General features: G+C 72.3%; 14 protein-coding genes. 3 read left to right on the top strand and 11 right to left on the bottom strand.

The genetic code is table 11. The features are described from left to right. The first annotated feature begins 307 nt into the window (after positions 1-307). Positions 308-1,090 carry a Crp/Fnr family transcriptional regulator gene (locus ACGFNU_RS19730; protein WP_392595454.1) on the top strand — a complete coding sequence of 261 codons (783 nt, stop codon included), beginning with the start codon at positions 308-310 and terminating at the stop codon, positions 1,088-1,090. 89 nt (positions 1,091-1,179) lie between these two features. After that, entirely contained in the window at positions 1,180-2,613 is a 1,434-nt protein-coding gene (locus tag ACGFNU_RS19725) for an RNB domain-containing ribonuclease (RefSeq protein ID WP_392595453.1), read from the top strand. 10 nt (positions 2,614-2,623) lie between these two features. On the opposite strand, the gene ACGFNU_RS19720 is transcribed toward ACGFNU_RS19725, so the two are convergent. From ACGFNU_RS19720 to ACGFNU_RS19680, 9 genes are all read right to left on the bottom strand, one after another. Next, the gene (locus ACGFNU_RS19720) at positions 2,624-2,815 is read right to left on the bottom strand and encodes a hypothetical protein (RefSeq protein WP_392595451.1); all 192 of its coding nucleotides are present in this window, start codon (positions 2,813-2,815) and stop codon (positions 2,624-2,626) included. Positions 2,816-2,960: 145 nt separating this feature from the next. Next, the gene (locus tag ACGFNU_RS19715; protein ID WP_392595450.1) at positions 2,961-3,626 is read right to left on the bottom strand and encodes a heme oxygenase (biliverdin-producing); all 666 of its coding nucleotides are present in this window, start codon (positions 3,624-3,626) and stop codon (positions 2,961-2,963) included. Positions 3,627-3,767: 141 nt separating this feature from the next. Further along, a complete protein-coding gene (locus ACGFNU_RS19710) occupies positions 3,768-4,079 on the bottom strand; it encodes a DUF2470 domain-containing protein (protein ID WP_392595448.1) in 312 nt (103 codons plus the stop codon). Between the two features lie 297 nt (positions 4,080-4,376). After that, positions 4,377-7,148, bottom strand: a complete 2,772-nt coding sequence (locus ACGFNU_RS19705; RefSeq protein WP_392595446.1) for a DEAD/DEAH box helicase — start codon at positions 7,146-7,148, stop codon at positions 4,377-4,379. Positions 7,149-7,198: 50 nt separating this feature from the next. Next, positions 7,199-8,071 (bottom strand): twin-arginine translocase subunit TatC, encoded by an 873-nt coding sequence (tatC, locus tag ACGFNU_RS19700; protein ID WP_392595445.1) that lies wholly within the window; start codon positions 8,069-8,071, stop codon positions 7,199-7,201. Positions 8,072-8,124: 53 nt separating this feature from the next. After that, a complete protein-coding gene (tatA, locus tag ACGFNU_RS19695) occupies positions 8,125-8,496 on the bottom strand; it encodes a Sec-independent protein translocase subunit TatA (protein WP_392595443.1) in 372 nt (123 codons plus the stop codon). Positions 8,497-8,524: 28 nt separating this feature from the next. Continuing rightward, the gene (locus ACGFNU_RS19690) at positions 8,525-8,746 is read right to left on the bottom strand and encodes a hypothetical protein (protein WP_392595441.1); all 222 of its coding nucleotides are present in this window, start codon (positions 8,744-8,746) and stop codon (positions 8,525-8,527) included. A gap of 23 nt (positions 8,747-8,769) precedes the next feature. Further along, a complete protein-coding gene (locus tag ACGFNU_RS19685; protein WP_392595439.1) occupies positions 8,770-9,834 on the bottom strand; it encodes a helix-turn-helix transcriptional regulator in 1,065 nt (354 codons plus the stop codon). Then, positions 9,831-10,799, bottom strand: a complete 969-nt coding sequence (locus ACGFNU_RS19680) for a helix-turn-helix transcriptional regulator (protein WP_392595437.1) — start codon at positions 10,797-10,799, stop codon at positions 9,831-9,833. Before ACGFNU_RS19680 ends, ACGFNU_RS19685 begins: the two co-directional genes overlap by 4 nt. Before the next feature lie 60 nt (positions 10,800-10,859). Here ACGFNU_RS19680 and ACGFNU_RS19675 point away from each other — a divergent pair, with 60 nt between their 5' ends. Further along, entirely contained in the window at positions 10,860-11,942 is a 1,083-nt protein-coding gene (locus tag ACGFNU_RS19675; protein ID WP_392595435.1) for a DUF3866 family protein, read from the top strand. Between the two features lie 6 nt (positions 11,943-11,948). Here ACGFNU_RS19675 and ACGFNU_RS19670 read toward each other — a convergent pair whose 3' ends face one another. Together ACGFNU_RS19670 and ACGFNU_RS19665 are read right to left on the bottom strand one after the other, a co-directional pair. After that, positions 11,949-12,413: a DUF3291 domain-containing protein gene (locus ACGFNU_RS19670; RefSeq protein ID WP_392595433.1), complete on the bottom strand. Its 465-nt coding sequence runs from the start codon at positions 12,411-12,413 to the stop codon at positions 11,949-11,951. A gap of 33 nt (positions 12,414-12,446) precedes the next feature. Beyond that, the gene (locus ACGFNU_RS19665) at positions 12,447-13,112 is read right to left on the bottom strand and encodes a helix-turn-helix transcriptional regulator (protein WP_392595431.1); all 666 of its coding nucleotides are present in this window, start codon (positions 13,110-13,112) and stop codon (positions 12,447-12,449) included. Positions 13,113-13,142 lie beyond the last annotated feature (30 nt).

The raw sequence follows: 13,142 nt of genomic DNA, 5'->3' as shown, positions 1-13,142 counted from the left end.
GCCCGCGCGGCCGTCTCATGAACGGCCGGTACCCGCGGCACTGGGCCTCACCGCCCCACTCCCCCCAACTGTCGCGGGTGCCGGTTCCCGCAAACACCGGTATCGCGGTATCCGCGCACCGCCCCACTCCGCTGCGCCACCTGTCGCGGGTGCCGGTTCCCGAGAACCGCCCCGGATGTGGCCTAACTGACGCCGCCGAAAGCGGCGCGCGGCCTTGCCAGATCCCATGGCCTGATTGTCCACTGGAGTGGACTCCATTCCGACCCGCGAGCATCCACCCCCGGAGCGCTCAGAAAACGGACCCCTGGTGACCGAAAGGAACTCCCCGCCGCGCGGTACCCCGCCCGCCGCCGCCCCACTCGCCGCCCTGCCCGACAACGCCCATGCCGCGCCCGCCTGGGACGGCTTCTGGAACGCTCTGGACGACCCCCAGCGCACCGCGCTGCGCCAGGTGTCGCGCCCGCGCGGCTACGCCGTCCGGACGCCGCTGTGCTACCAGGGCGAGGAATCCGACCACATCATCATCATCACCGACGGCTGGGCCAAGGTCACCTCGGCCACCGAGGACGGGCACGACGTCGTCCTGGCCGTCCGCGGCCCCGGCGACCTGATCTGCGAGAGCGCGGTCCTCGGCAGCCGCCGCCGGTCGGCGACCGTCACCGCGCTGAGCCCGCTGTCGGCGCTGGTGATCCCCGCCGCCCGGTTCACCGCGTTCCTGGACGCTCACCCCCGCGTGTGGATGCTGGTCAGCGGCACCCTCGTCCGGCGCCAGGACGAGGCCGGCCGCCGGCTGCAGGCGCACGTCTCGGCCAAGGGCACCCAGCGGCTCGCCCTCCTGCTCGCCGAGCTCGCCGAGCTGTCGGCAAAACGATGCGCGCCCAGCCGCGACGGCAGCATCGACATCGCGCCGCCGCTGTCGCAGGAGGAGCTGGGCAGCTGGATGGACGCCTCGCGCGAGACCGTCGCCCGCGCGCTGAGCGATCTGCGCGCGCAGGGGCTGGTCCGCACGGGCTGGCGCCGGATCACCGTGGTCGACCTGCGGGGGCTCCGGGAGTTCGCGCACACCCCGGCCGCCTCGGGCACGCATTGACCGCTGCCGGGCAGGACGCGGACCGGCTTTGCCCGGAAGGCCGGCGTCCTTTGCCCGGAGTTGCCGGGCCGGTCCCCTACGCTCGTGGAGTGCTCCAACGGCCCATCCGCCTCCGTTCCGAGGAGGCCGACAGCGAGGTCCGCGCCGGACTCGACCGCATCCGCCAGGAGCTGGCGGTGCCCGGCGCCTTCCCGCCCGCCGTCACGGCCGAGGCGGACCAGGCGGTGCGGCTCCTGCTCCGGCCCGTGCCGGCGGAGTCGGACCTGCCGTTCTTCACCCTCGACCCGCCCGGGTCGATGGACCTCGACCAGGCCATGCACCTGGAACGCCGCGGATCGGGTTACCGCGTCCATTACGCGATCGCCGACGTCGCCTCGTTCGTCCGGCCGGGCGGAGCCATCGACATCGAGTCGCACGCCCGCGGCGTGACGGTCTACCTGCCCGATGCCAAGGCGCCGCTGCATCCGCCGGAGCTGTCCGAAGGCGCGGCCAGCCTCCTGCCGGGGCGGCGGCGCCCCGCCGTGGTCTGGACGATCGAGCTGGACGGCGACGGCGCGATCACCGGCGTGGACGTCCGGCGGCGGCTGGTGACCAGCCGCGAGCGCCTCGACTACGACGGCGCGCAGCGCGACGCCACCGCCGATCCGCGCATCGCGCTGCTCGCCGAGATCGGCACCCTCCTGCTCGCGGCGGAGGCGGGCCGTGGCGGCGTCAGCCTCCCGCTGCCCGAGCAGGAGGTCGTGCGCGGCCCCGACGGCTGGGAGCTGGCGTTCCGGGGCGGGCTGCCGAGCGAGACGTGGAACGCGCAGATCTCGCTGCTCACCGGCCGCGCCGCCGCCGGGCTCATGCTGGCCGGGGGGATCGGGTTGCTGCGCACGATGCCGCCGCCGCCGGACGAGGCGGTCACCCGGCTGCGCAGGGCCGCGACGGCGCTCGGCATCGGCTGGCCGGACGGCCGCCCGTACGGGGAGATCGTCCGCGGTCTCGACCCGGGCCGCCCACGGCACGCGGCGTTCCTGCACGAGGCCGTGACGCTGATGCGCGGCGCCGGCTACACCGCCTTCGACGGCGCGCCGCCCGAGGACGCCGCCGCGCTCGGGCACGCGGCCGTCGCCGCGCCCTACGCGCACGTGACCGCGCCGCTGCGCCGTCTCGCCGACCGCTACGCGACCGAGATCTGCCTGGCGCTGACGGCGGGCCGCGAGATCCCCGGATGGGTGCGGTCGGCGCTCCACGAGCTTCCCGACATCATGCGGCGCAGCCTCCAGCAGGCCGCCTCGGTCGACCGCGCCTGCGTCGACCTCGTCGAGGCGCTGTTGCTGCGCGACCACGTCGGTGAGGATTTCGACGCCGTGGTGGTGGACGTCTCGGGCAACGGCTCGGGCGGCGTCGTCCAGTTGCTGAGCCCGGCCGTGCTGGCGCGCTGCGACGGGGACGGACTGCCACTCGGCGACCCGGTGCGGGTGCGCCTGGAGGAGTCCGACCCCGTCCGCCGTCAGGTCCGGTTCACCCGGACCGCCTGACGGGCGCGCCTCACCGCCTGCGGGTGCGCGACCAGGACCGGCCGCGCCAGTTGGTGGACGTGCCGAAGCCCGCCATGTGGAGGGCGAGCAGCAGCAGGCCCACCACGATCAGCGTCTGGTAGTTGAGGGCGTCCGACGCGTAGTCGGCAAGGTCGAGCAGCAGGGCGAGACCGAAAACGATCGCCGCGACGATCGCGAGCATGGTGACCTCCGGTGCGTGTTGTGCGTCTCCCCCGAGATCGCATATCCGGAATCTCCGTAAAACGCCTCTTCAAACCCGGGCGGGGTTCCGGTCGGCCGTCCGCGTCCGTAAAGGTGATCGCCGCCGGGTCTCCCCGCCGCGCCTCTCAGGCGGCGGGCTCGATGCGCAGCTCGCGGCTCAGCTCGGCGGTGACCTCGGCGTTCAGCCGGTACGCGAGCTTCACCTCGGCGATGATCCGCGCCTGCTCGCGCTCGTCCCAGGGCGCCGCGTCGAGCAGGGACCGGTAGCGATCCTTGTAGCCCTTGGGCTTGCCGGGGAAGCGGTAGAACCGGACCCCGTCGTCCCCGGCGTCGATGCCGAGGGAGCGCTCGACCTGCCGGGCGATGTACTGCCCGCCCGAGAGGTCGCCGAGATACCGGGTGTAGTGGTGGGCGACGAAGCCGCCCGCCCAGTCGAAGCACACCTCGGCCAGGCGTTCGCAGTAGCGCTCGGTGGCATTGTTGGGAGTGATCCGCTCGGCCCAGCCAGGCCCGTAGAAGAAGGCGAGGTCGGCCTGGAGGGCCTCCCGGCGGCGCAGGTCCCCGAAGTCGAACGCGGCGGCCACGGGGTCGCCCGCCATCCGGTCGGCGGCCTGCTCCAGCAGGTCGTAGACGTGGTAGAGCTGGGCGACCAGGACCGCGTACTCCGCACGGCCAAGCCGCCCGTCGATCAGGGCGCTCATGTACGACGAGCCCTCGTTGTCGCCGTGGTCGCTCCAGGTCGCGGTCCGCAGCGCCACCGAGAATCCCTGGCCGGGCTCGACCGTTCCCATGCACATCACCCTTCGCTCGTCCACCTGACCGGATCATGAATTAGGTTAGCCTCACCTAACTCACAGTGGAAGGGGTCGCCACTCCCTTTCCGACGTGACGTCGGCTACGTTACCGACGCACTGTCGGGAACACAATGCCGATCAGCGGCCGTCACGCGGCGCGAGCCCGAGGACGTCGCGCGCCTCGTCCGACATCCGGACCACCTCTCGGCGCACCTGGATCCGCTCGGTCAGCCGCTCGCTCCACGGGATCCGCACCGGCACGTCCTCGCCGCCGACCACGGCGACGAAGTCGATCCCGTCCGCGTCCATCCCGCTCATCAGCGCCGACTCGGCGTCCGGCCGGCCGCCGAGCGCCTGGACGATCATCCGCGAGTCGCCGGCGTGGTCCTCGTTCATGTGCCGCATGATCTGCGCCACCACGTCCCCGGTGAACGGGTCGGACTCGGTCATGGATCCCGCCTCTCGCGCTCGGTGCCGCGCTCGCCGCAGGCACGGTAAGGCAACCCTAACCTGCCCGCACGCCGCCTCTCCGCGCCACCTCTCCACACGTCCCCTGGCGGTGTCAGCGGCGCGGCTCCCGGCGCCCCAGGTAGAACAGAGCGGCCAGCACCACGATGGCCAGCCCGGCGACCAGCAGGACCACGCCGATCATCGTCGATCCGTCGGCCATGGCAATCACCTCCGTGGAAGGCCTTTCCAGAACGGCGGGGCCCATGCACGGCGGGAGGGATCAGGTCACCGAGGAGATCAGGTCACCGACGTGTAGGCGACGACACCGCGCCGCATGGCGTCCATGGCCCTGCGCGCGGTCTTGCGGATGTGGCTGTTGGGCGGCGCCGCGTCGGTGACCTGCCCGAGCAGGTCCAGGAGCTGCTTGACCGCGCGGACGAAGTCGCCGGCGGTCATGTCGGTCTCCAGCAGCACCTCGTCGAGGTCGTGGCCCTTCGCCCACCGGTAGGCGGTCCAGGCGAAGCCGAGGTCGGGCTCGCGCAGGAACGACACCCGGTTGTCCTTCTCGATGGAGTCGAGCTCGCCCCACAGCCGCACCATGGCGGCCAGCGCGGCCTGCGCCGCGCCGTCGGGCGTCTTGGGCGGCGCGGCGTCGTCGGGCTGCCGCGACTCGTACACCAGGGCGGACACGCAGGCCGCCAGCTCGGCGGCGTCGAGCTTCTCCCAGACCCCGGCGCGCAGGCTCTCGGCGGTGAGCAGGTCGAGCTCGTTGTAGATGCGGCCGAGCCTGCGGCCCTCGTCGGTCACGGCGTCGCCGTCGAGGTAGCCGAGCTGCTGGAGCACCGCGCACACCCGGTCGAACGTGCGGGCGATGACCTGCGAGCGACCCTCGACGCGGCGGCGCAGCTGCTCGGTCTCGCGCAGCAGCCGGAAGTACCGCTCGGCCCACCGCGCGTGGTCCTCGCGCTCGTCGCAGCCGTGCACCGGATGCTGCCGCAGCTCGGCGCGCAGCCGCGTGATCTCGTCGTCGTCGGTGGTCTTGGCCTCGCCCCGGCCGCCGCGCCTGCGCTCGCGGACGTCCTCGGGGAGCTTGTTGCGCAGCGTCGACGCCAGGTCGCGGCGCGCCTGCGGGTTGCGCGGGCTGAACGACTTGGGGATGCGGACGCGCTCGATCGGCTCGACCGGACGCGGGAAGTCCAGGATCGACAGCCGCTGCACCGACCCGTTGATGGTCAGCACCAGCGGCGCGGGCCCGTCGGAACGCTTGCCGACGCCCGGGTCCAGCACCACCGCGACGCCGGACCGGCGGCCGCTGGGCACCAGGATCACATCGCCGGGCCGCAGGTGCTCCAGGGACCTGGCGGCCTCGGCACGGCGCTCGGAGGACCGCTCGCGGGCGAGCTCGGCCTCGCGGTCCGACAGGCGGCGGCGCAGCCCCGCGTACTCCATGAAGTCGCCCAGATGGCACTTGGCCGCCTTGGCGTAGCCCGCCAGGGCCTCCTCGTTCTTGTGGACCTGCCGGGCCAGGCCGACGACCGCGCGGTCGGCCTGGAACTGCGCGAACGACTCCTCCAGCAGCGTCCGGGCGCGCTCGATGCCGACCGCGCCGACCAGGTTGACGGCCATGTTGTACGAGGGCTGGAAGCTGGAGTTGAGCGGGTAGGTACGGGTGCTGGCCAGGCCCGCGACCGAGCCGGGGTCGACGCTGGGGTTCCAGAGCACGACGGCGTGGCCCTCGACGTCGATCCCGCGGCGCCCGGCGCGCCCGGTGAGCTGCGTGTACTCCCCCGGCGTCAGGTCGACGTGGGCCTCGCCGTTCCACTTGTCGAGCTTCTCGATCACCACCGTGCGGGCCGGCATGTTGATGCCGAGCGCCAGCGTCTCGGTGGCGAACACGGCCTTGATCAGCCCGCGCGTGAACAGCTCCTCGACGATCTCCTTGAACGTGGGGAGCATCCCGGCGTGGTGGGCGGCGACGCCGCGTTCGAGGCCGGACAGGAAGTCGTCGTAGCCGAGGATGGCCAGGTCCTCAGGGGCGATGTCGGCGGTCCGCAGCTCGGCGTGGGCGCGGATCTCCTCCGCCTCCTCCTTGGAGGTCAGCCGCGTGCCCGCGTACAGGCACTGCATGACCGCGGCGTCACAGCCGGCCCGGCTGAAGATGAACGTGATGGCGGGCAGCAGCCCGGCGCGGTCGAGCCGCTCGATCACGTCGTTGCGCGCCGGCGGGCGGTAGCGCTGCGGCCGCGCGGTGCGGCGCCGCCCGGTCCGCCGGCCCTGGTTGATCTTGTTGCGGCGGGCCTCGTCGAGCGCGATCCGGCGCAGCTCCGGGTTGACCTTGGCCTGCCGGTCCTTGCCCTTGCCGGTGTCGACGAACAGGTCGTAGAGCCGGGTGCCGACCAGCATGTGCTGGAACAGCGGCACCGGCCGGTGCTCGTCGACGATCACCGCGGTGTCGCCGCGCACCTCGTGCAGCCACTCGCCGAACTCCTCGGCGTTGCTGACGGTCGCCGACAGGGCCACGATCCGCACCGAGTCGGGAACGTGGATGATCACTTCTTCCCAGACCGCGCCGCGGAACCGGTCGGCGAGGTAGTGCACCTCGTCCATGACCACGAACGCCAGCCCCATCAGGGTCTGCGACCCGGCGTAGAGCATGTTGCGGAGCACCTCGGTCGTCATCACGACGATCGGCGCCTCGCCGTTGACGCTGTTGTCGCCGGTGAGGAGCCCCACGTTCTCGGCGCCGTAGCGCTTGACCAGATCGGCGTACTTCTGGTTCGACAGCGCCTTGATCGGCGTGGTGTAGAAGCACTTCCGCTTGCCCGTCAGGGCCAGGTGGACGGCGAACTCCCCCACCACGGTCTTGCCGGAGCCGGTGGGCGCCGCGACCAGCACGCCGCTGCCGCCTTCCAGGGCCCTGCACGCCTCCAGCTGGAACTCGTCCAGCCGGAAGTCGTAGAGGGTCTGGAAGTCCAGCAGGGCGGGTCCGTTGCCGGCGGTCCGCTTGCGGTAGGCGGCGTACCGCTCGGACGGGCTCTCGGCGGCCGACGGCGCGTCGGGGGTGGTCATGTAACGAGCCTACGGTTTCGACCGGCCCGATACCCAACTCAAAAGCGCGTTCAGTTTCGCCGGTCCCCGCGCCCGGGCTGTTCCCGCTCAAGCTCGGCGTCGATCTCCTCCAGGTCGAGCGGGGAGATCTCGTCGTCCGAAAGGCCCTCGTAGGGATCGGGCCGCCGGGCCTTGCGCCGGTCGTTGACGAAGGCCAGGAACGCCGCGACCTCGAACAGCACCACGGTCGGCAGGGCCAGCGCCAGCATCGTGAACGGGTCGGCGCTCGGCGTGGCGACCGCGCTGAACACGAAGATCCCGAAAATGATCATCCGCTGCGAGCGGCGGATCCGGGCCGAGCTCAGCACCCCGGCCAGGTTGAGGATCACCACGAACAGCGGCAGCTCGAACGTCAGGCCGAACACCAGCAGCATCGCCAGCACGTAGCCGAGATAGTGGTCGACCGTGATCAGCGCCGAGACGTCGTCGGGCACGAAGCCCAGGAAGATCGACAGGCCCTTGTCGACCGTGACGTAGGCCAGCGCCGTGCCGACGAAGAACAGCGGGATGGCCACGCCCATGAACACGTACGTCCACCGGCGCTCCCGCCGGTACAGGCCCGGCGCCACGAACGCCCACAGCTGGAACAGCCAGACCGGCGAGGAGACGACCATGCCGATGATGAAGGCGATCTTCAGCCGCAGGAAGAACGAGGAGAAGATCCCGTTGACGACCAGCGAGCAGGTGCGGCCGTTGAGGTCCTTGGACTGCGGCAGGGAGCAGTAGGGCTCCTTGAGGAAGTCCCAGACCGGGGTGAAGAAGATCCACCCGATCACCGTGCCGACCAGCAGGGCGAGGATCGCCTTGATCAGACGGTTGCGCAGCTCACGGAGGTGGTCCATGAGCGGCATGCGGCCCTCGGGGTTGGCGGCCTGGTTGCTCATCGTCTTCATCGTCGTCCGGGGTGGGGTGGGCCCGTCTTTGCGCTAGGGGGAGGTCAGGACTGGCGCGTGCGGCTGGGGTCCACCGGGACGCCCTGGATGGGGTCGCCCGAGGGGAGGGCTCCCTGCGACCGCGGGGTGGGGTCCTGGGCTGCGGCCTCGCGCTCCAGGCGGGCGGCCTCGGCACGCAGCTGGGCGGCGCGGTCGCGCGCGGCGTCCGGCGCGGCGGCGGTGGCGGTGCCGGCCTGCGGAGCCTGCTTGGTCTCCGGCTGCTCGTCGTCGTCCTCCCGCAGGCCCTTGGTCTCGGCCTTGAGAATCCGGGCCGACTTGCCAAGGGAGCGCGCGAGCTGCGGCAACTTCGCCGATCCGAAGATCAGAACGACGACCAGCAAGATGATCAGCAGCTCGGGGGTCCCGATGTTCGGCATGCGCAATCCTTTTCAGAGCAGGTGGTACTCAGGTCGATCGTACGCCGTCTTCGGGGTCTTGTGTCTCTCGTGCCTCTTTGAGTGTTTCAAGTTCATCCTGGAGCGCGGACTGTTTGGGCTCGAGTCGCCGCCGGGTCCGGTCGAGTTCACGTCCCAGCCGGCGAACGCCCAGGTAGACCTTGAAACCGCAGTAGGCGAGCACGGCCATGCCGATGAAGCCCATCGCCACCGACACCGGAACCCACGCCACGTCCGTCACGTTAGCGGACGCCGTCACCCGTTGTCGTTCGGGGTGCGCGCGTCGTACCGGGCGAGCGCGTCGTACTGCGCGAGCGCGCGGACCGCGTCGGACCTGATCTCCGCCCCCAGCTCCGGCGGCGCCACCACCCGGCCCTGGTCGCCCAGCCGGAGGGCGAGCCCGCGCACCCAGCGCGTGTCGGGCGTGCGCAGGACGATCCGCAGGCGCCCCTCCCCCAGCTCCTCGACGCTCTCGCAGGGGTAGTAGTCGGCGACCCACCGGCCCTGCGGGGTCAGCTCGAAGATGACCCGCACGTCGTCCGGCGAGGGACGGAACAGCCCGGCGTCGACGTTGATCGGCTCGGCGTCGGCGGGGACCTCGGCGGGCACGTCCAGCACGGCCAGGCCGCGGATCCGGTCGAGGCGGAAGACGCGAACCGCCTCGGCGCGCCGGCACCAGCCCTCCAGATAGGTGTTGCCCTCCACCACGAGCAGCCGCATGGGGTCGACGTCACGCTCGGTGTTCTCGTCGCGGGCGGGCACGTAGTAGCTCAGATGCACCCGGCGCCTACGGGACACGGCCTCACGGAGAGTGGCCAGGGTGTCACCACGGGCGTCCACCTCGACCGAGACCTGGCTGCTCACCGCGGCGGCGGCGCCGGCGGCGCTCTCCAGCTTGGCGATCACGCGGCTGAGGGCGTCGCGGTCCTCCAGATCGGGGATGCCCGCCAGCATGCGCAGCGCCACCAGCAGCGCGCTGGCCTCGTCCACCTTCAGCCGCAGCGGCCGGGCGATCGACTCGGCCTCGGTGACGATGATCTCGCCGCCCTCGTAGGACAGGTCGATCGGGCAGTACGGGTCGGGTGCCCGCAGCTCCACGCACCACAGCAGGTTCAGATCGTCGATCAGCTGCTTCTCGGTGACGCCGAACGCGGCGGCGGCCTGGTCGAGGGCCACCGAGTCGCGGTTGACCACGTACGGCACCAGCGCCAGCAGCCGCCCCAGCCGGTCGGTCGAGGTCGTGCTGCTCGCCTTGCCCTGCGGCGTCTTGCCCTGCGCCGTTCTGCTCTGGGCCGTCTTGCTCTGCGCCGTCTTGCTCACTGGTCGCTCACCGCCAGGACCGCCTTCAGCTGCTGGATGACCGCCTCGCGCAGGTCGGGCGGGTCGACGACCACCACGTCGTCGGCGAACCGGACCAGGTAGGGCGCGAACCGGTCGACGTCGCGGAACGTGAGGACGGCCTCGTCCCAGCCGTCGCCGACCGGGTGCACGTCCTTGGCCCACTGCCGCGGGCCCTGCGCGGCGCCCGTCCGCAGCCGGACGGTGGCCGGGCGCGGCTCGGCGACCGGATCGCCCCAGGTGAACGCGATGCTGCGCACGTCCACACCGGGCGGCACGGTGACGCTGCCGGCGGGGCCGTCGGCGGTCACCTCGCCGGCGATGCGGCTCAGCCGGAACACCCGCGTCTCGTCGCGGTCGAGGTCATGGCCGACGACGTACCAGCGGCCGCGGCGGCTCACCACGCCCCACGGCTCCAGATGGCGGCGGGCCACGGAGGTGCGGCCGATGCCCCGGTAGTCGAAGGCCACCGGGCGGCCGTCGCGGACGGCCTCCCACAGCGCCGGGAAGGCGGGATCGCCGGTGTCGACCCGCGGCTCGATGCCGAGGCCGGTGGAGCCGTCGGTCTCCACGCCCGCGGCGCGCAGCTTGAGCAGCGCGCCCGAGGCGGCGTCGGCCATGCTGGCCCGCTGCCAGACCCGGGCGGCCAGGCCCAGCACGGCGGCCTCGTCGGGCGTCAGATGGATGTCGGGAAGCTCGTAGGCCTGCGGGGGGATGCGGTAGCCGATCTCCTCGCCGCCGCCGCCCTGCTGGTCGCTGCCGACCTCCAGGGGCACGCCGAGCTCGCGCAGCTCCTCCTTGTCGCGCTCGAACATGCGCTTGAACGCCTCGTCGGAGTCGGGATAGCCGGGCACGGCCCGGCGGATCTGCTCCGCGGTCAGGAAGCGCCGGGTGGCGAGCAGGCAGACCACCAGGTTGAGCAGGCGCTCGGTCTTGCGCCGCGACACTTCGCCACCACCCTTTCCGCTTTGGCGTGTTGTCCCGAAGAGGACGCTACCGTTTCCGGTGTGATCCGATGGCGCAAAGGCACAGTAGAGGGCATCCGCCGCGAATGGCCGGGAGCGGTGGAACTGGACGTCACGATCGAGGGCGACGGCACCCGCCGGGCCCTGGCCTACCCGGCGCTGGTGGGGCGGCCGGAGCCGGGCGACGCCGTCCTGCTCAACACTACGGCCTTGGCGATGGGCTTGGGCACCGGCGGCTACGCCATGGTCGTCGCCGTCCCCGACCGGCTGCCGCCCGATCCGGCCGGGCCGGGCCACCTGGTCAAGGCCCGCTACACGCCGCTTCAGTCCACCGTCCTCGGCGCCGACGAGCAGGACTCCCCCCACCACGAGCTGCTGCGCGACGCCGACTCCCTGGACGGCCTGCCGGTGATCGTCGCCGACCTGCACTCGGCGCTGCCGCCGATTCTGGCCGGGCTGCTGGCCGAGCGGCCGGGCGCCAAGGTCGTGTACGTGATGCCCGACGGCGGCGCGCTGCCGTCGTGGTTCTCCATGTCGATCGGGCGGCTGCGGCACGCGGGGGTCCTGCACGGGGTGGTGACCGCCGGTCAGGCGTTCGGCGGCGACCTGGAGGCCGTCACGGTCCACACCGGCCTGCTGGCCGCCCGGCTGATCCTCGGCGCCGACGTCGTGCTGCTGGCGCAGGGGCCGGGCAACCTGGGCACCGGCACCCGCTGGGGGTTCTCCGGCGTGTCGGCCGGTGAGGCGATCAACGCGGCGGCCGTGCTCTCGGGCCGCCCGGTCGGATCACTGCGGGTCAGCGAGGGTGATCTGCGCGAGCGCCACCAGGGCGTCTCCCACCACAGCATCACCGCCTACGGGCGGGTCGCCCTGGCCCGGGCCGAGATCGTCGTCCCGGAGCTCGGCGGCGAGTTCGGCACCAGGGTCGCCGCGCAGGCCGCGACGCTGGGCGAGCGCCACGACCTGGTCCCGGTCGGGGTGGAGGGTTTGGAGGATGTGCTGCGCACGGCCGAGAAGGACTGGGGCGTCCGGATGTCGACGATGGGCCGGCGGCTCGACGAGGACCTCGCCTACTTCCTCACCGCGGCCGCCGCGGGCCGTCACACCGCCGCCCACCTGGCCTGATCACGTTCAGGCCGCCGGGGCCTCCAGGTCCGCCGGCGTGAACGTCTCCCGGAACGTGAAGGCGCGCGGCGAGGGGCCGTCCGCCCGCAGCATCTCCAGGCGCTCCAGGGCCTCGTCGACCGTCGGGATGTGCCCGGCGGGGATCCACCACATCACCTGCTCGGGCCGCCTGGGCCGTTCGAACCACTCCCCGCGCCGCCGCATCACGTCCAGGTGGCCGCTCCGGTAGACGTAGTCCCAGAGCGCTTCCTGGCTCTCCCACACCGTCAGGTTGACGATCGTCTCGGGCCCGAGCGGCTGGACGGAGGTGGCGTCGACCCCCGACTCCCCCACCAGGCGCCAGACGTAGCCGGGCCAGCCCTCGGCCGTCTCGTTGACCGGCTTGAGCCAGTCGACGAAGTCCTTCACGCGGGGATCGTCGAGGGGGTACTTGAGCTTGGCGAGGTTGAGCTGGGCCAGATGGAAGGTCATGCGATCCACCTCACCACGCGTTCGACTTCTATGTCAATCCTCATTACTTTTAGAATTCTCCACCACCGCGCAGCACATCCCCGGCCTGGCGTCCATGCGCACACGGACCCCTTCAGCGCCCTCCAGAAGGCCTTCGAGCAGGGCCAGGTTCATCCCGCACACCAGCGGCGGGAAGCGCTCGGAGAGGGCATGGAACGGGCAGTTGCGCATGCGGATCACGGCACCGCCCTCCCCCTCCTCCAGGCGCGGCTCGTAGCCGCGGCGTGCCAGCAGCCCGACGACGCCCTCCGGGCCCGCTCCCGGCCGGTCGTCGCCGCGCAGCGCACGCCCCTGCCTGCGGGCGGCCTCCCGGAGCTCGGCGTCCAGGCGGGCCTCCTCGGCCACCTCGGCCAGCAGATCGGCGGCCGTGCGGTAGTCGCGGGCGGGCAGCGAGAACTCGTGCTCGCCCGGGGCCCGCCGGTAGAGCTTGGCCGGGCGGCCCGCGCCGGGCCCCGACCGCCCGGTCAGGCGCCTGCTCTCGGTCTCCAGCAGGCCCGCGGCGGCGAGCTTGTCGAGATGGAACGCCGCGAGGGTGCGCTGCACCCCCGTGCCCTCCGCCGCCTCGTTCCGGCTGACCTCGTGGTCCTGGGCCGCCACGTACTCGTACAGGCTCCGCCGGACCGGATCCTGCAGCACGGCGATCGCGTCGATGTCCTCCACCCGGCCATTCTAAGAACAATCGGGCTAGGC

Source organism: Spirillospora sp. NPDC048911 (assembly GCF_043198015.1).
GTDB lineage: Bacteria > Actinomycetota > Actinomycetes > Streptosporangiales > Streptosporangiaceae > Spirillospora.
The sequence above is the reverse complement of the archived record's forward strand: the minus strand, read 5'-3'. Positions and strand labels throughout refer to the sequence as shown.

Excerpts from the sequence above, each read along its gene's own strand:
- ACGFNU_RS19705 (WP_392595446.1), bottom strand. The coding sequence starts at position 7,148 with ATGACCACCCCCGACGCGCCGTCGGCCGCCGAGAGCCCGTCCGAGCGG.
- ACGFNU_RS19720 (WP_392595451.1), bottom strand. The coding sequence starts at position 2,815 with ATGCTCGCGATCGTCGCGGCGATCGTTTTCGGTCTCGCCCTGCTGCTC.
- tatC (WP_392595445.1), bottom strand. The coding sequence starts at position 8,071 with ATGAGCAACCAGGCCGCCAACCCCGAGGGCCGCATGCCGCTCATGGAC.
- ACGFNU_RS19710 (WP_392595448.1), bottom strand. The coding sequence starts at position 4,079 with ATGACCGAGTCCGACCCGTTCACCGGGGACGTGGTGGCGCAGATCATG.
- ACGFNU_RS19715 (WP_392595450.1), bottom strand. The coding sequence starts at position 3,626 with ATGGGAACGGTCGAGCCCGGCCAGGGATTCTCGGTGGCGCTGCGGACC.
- tatA (WP_392595443.1), bottom strand. The coding sequence starts at position 8,496 with ATGCCGAACATCGGGACCCCCGAGCTGCTGATCATCTTGCTGGTCGTC.
- ACGFNU_RS19670 (WP_392595433.1), bottom strand. The coding sequence starts at position 12,413 with ATGACCTTCCATCTGGCCCAGCTCAACCTCGCCAAGCTCAAGTACCCC.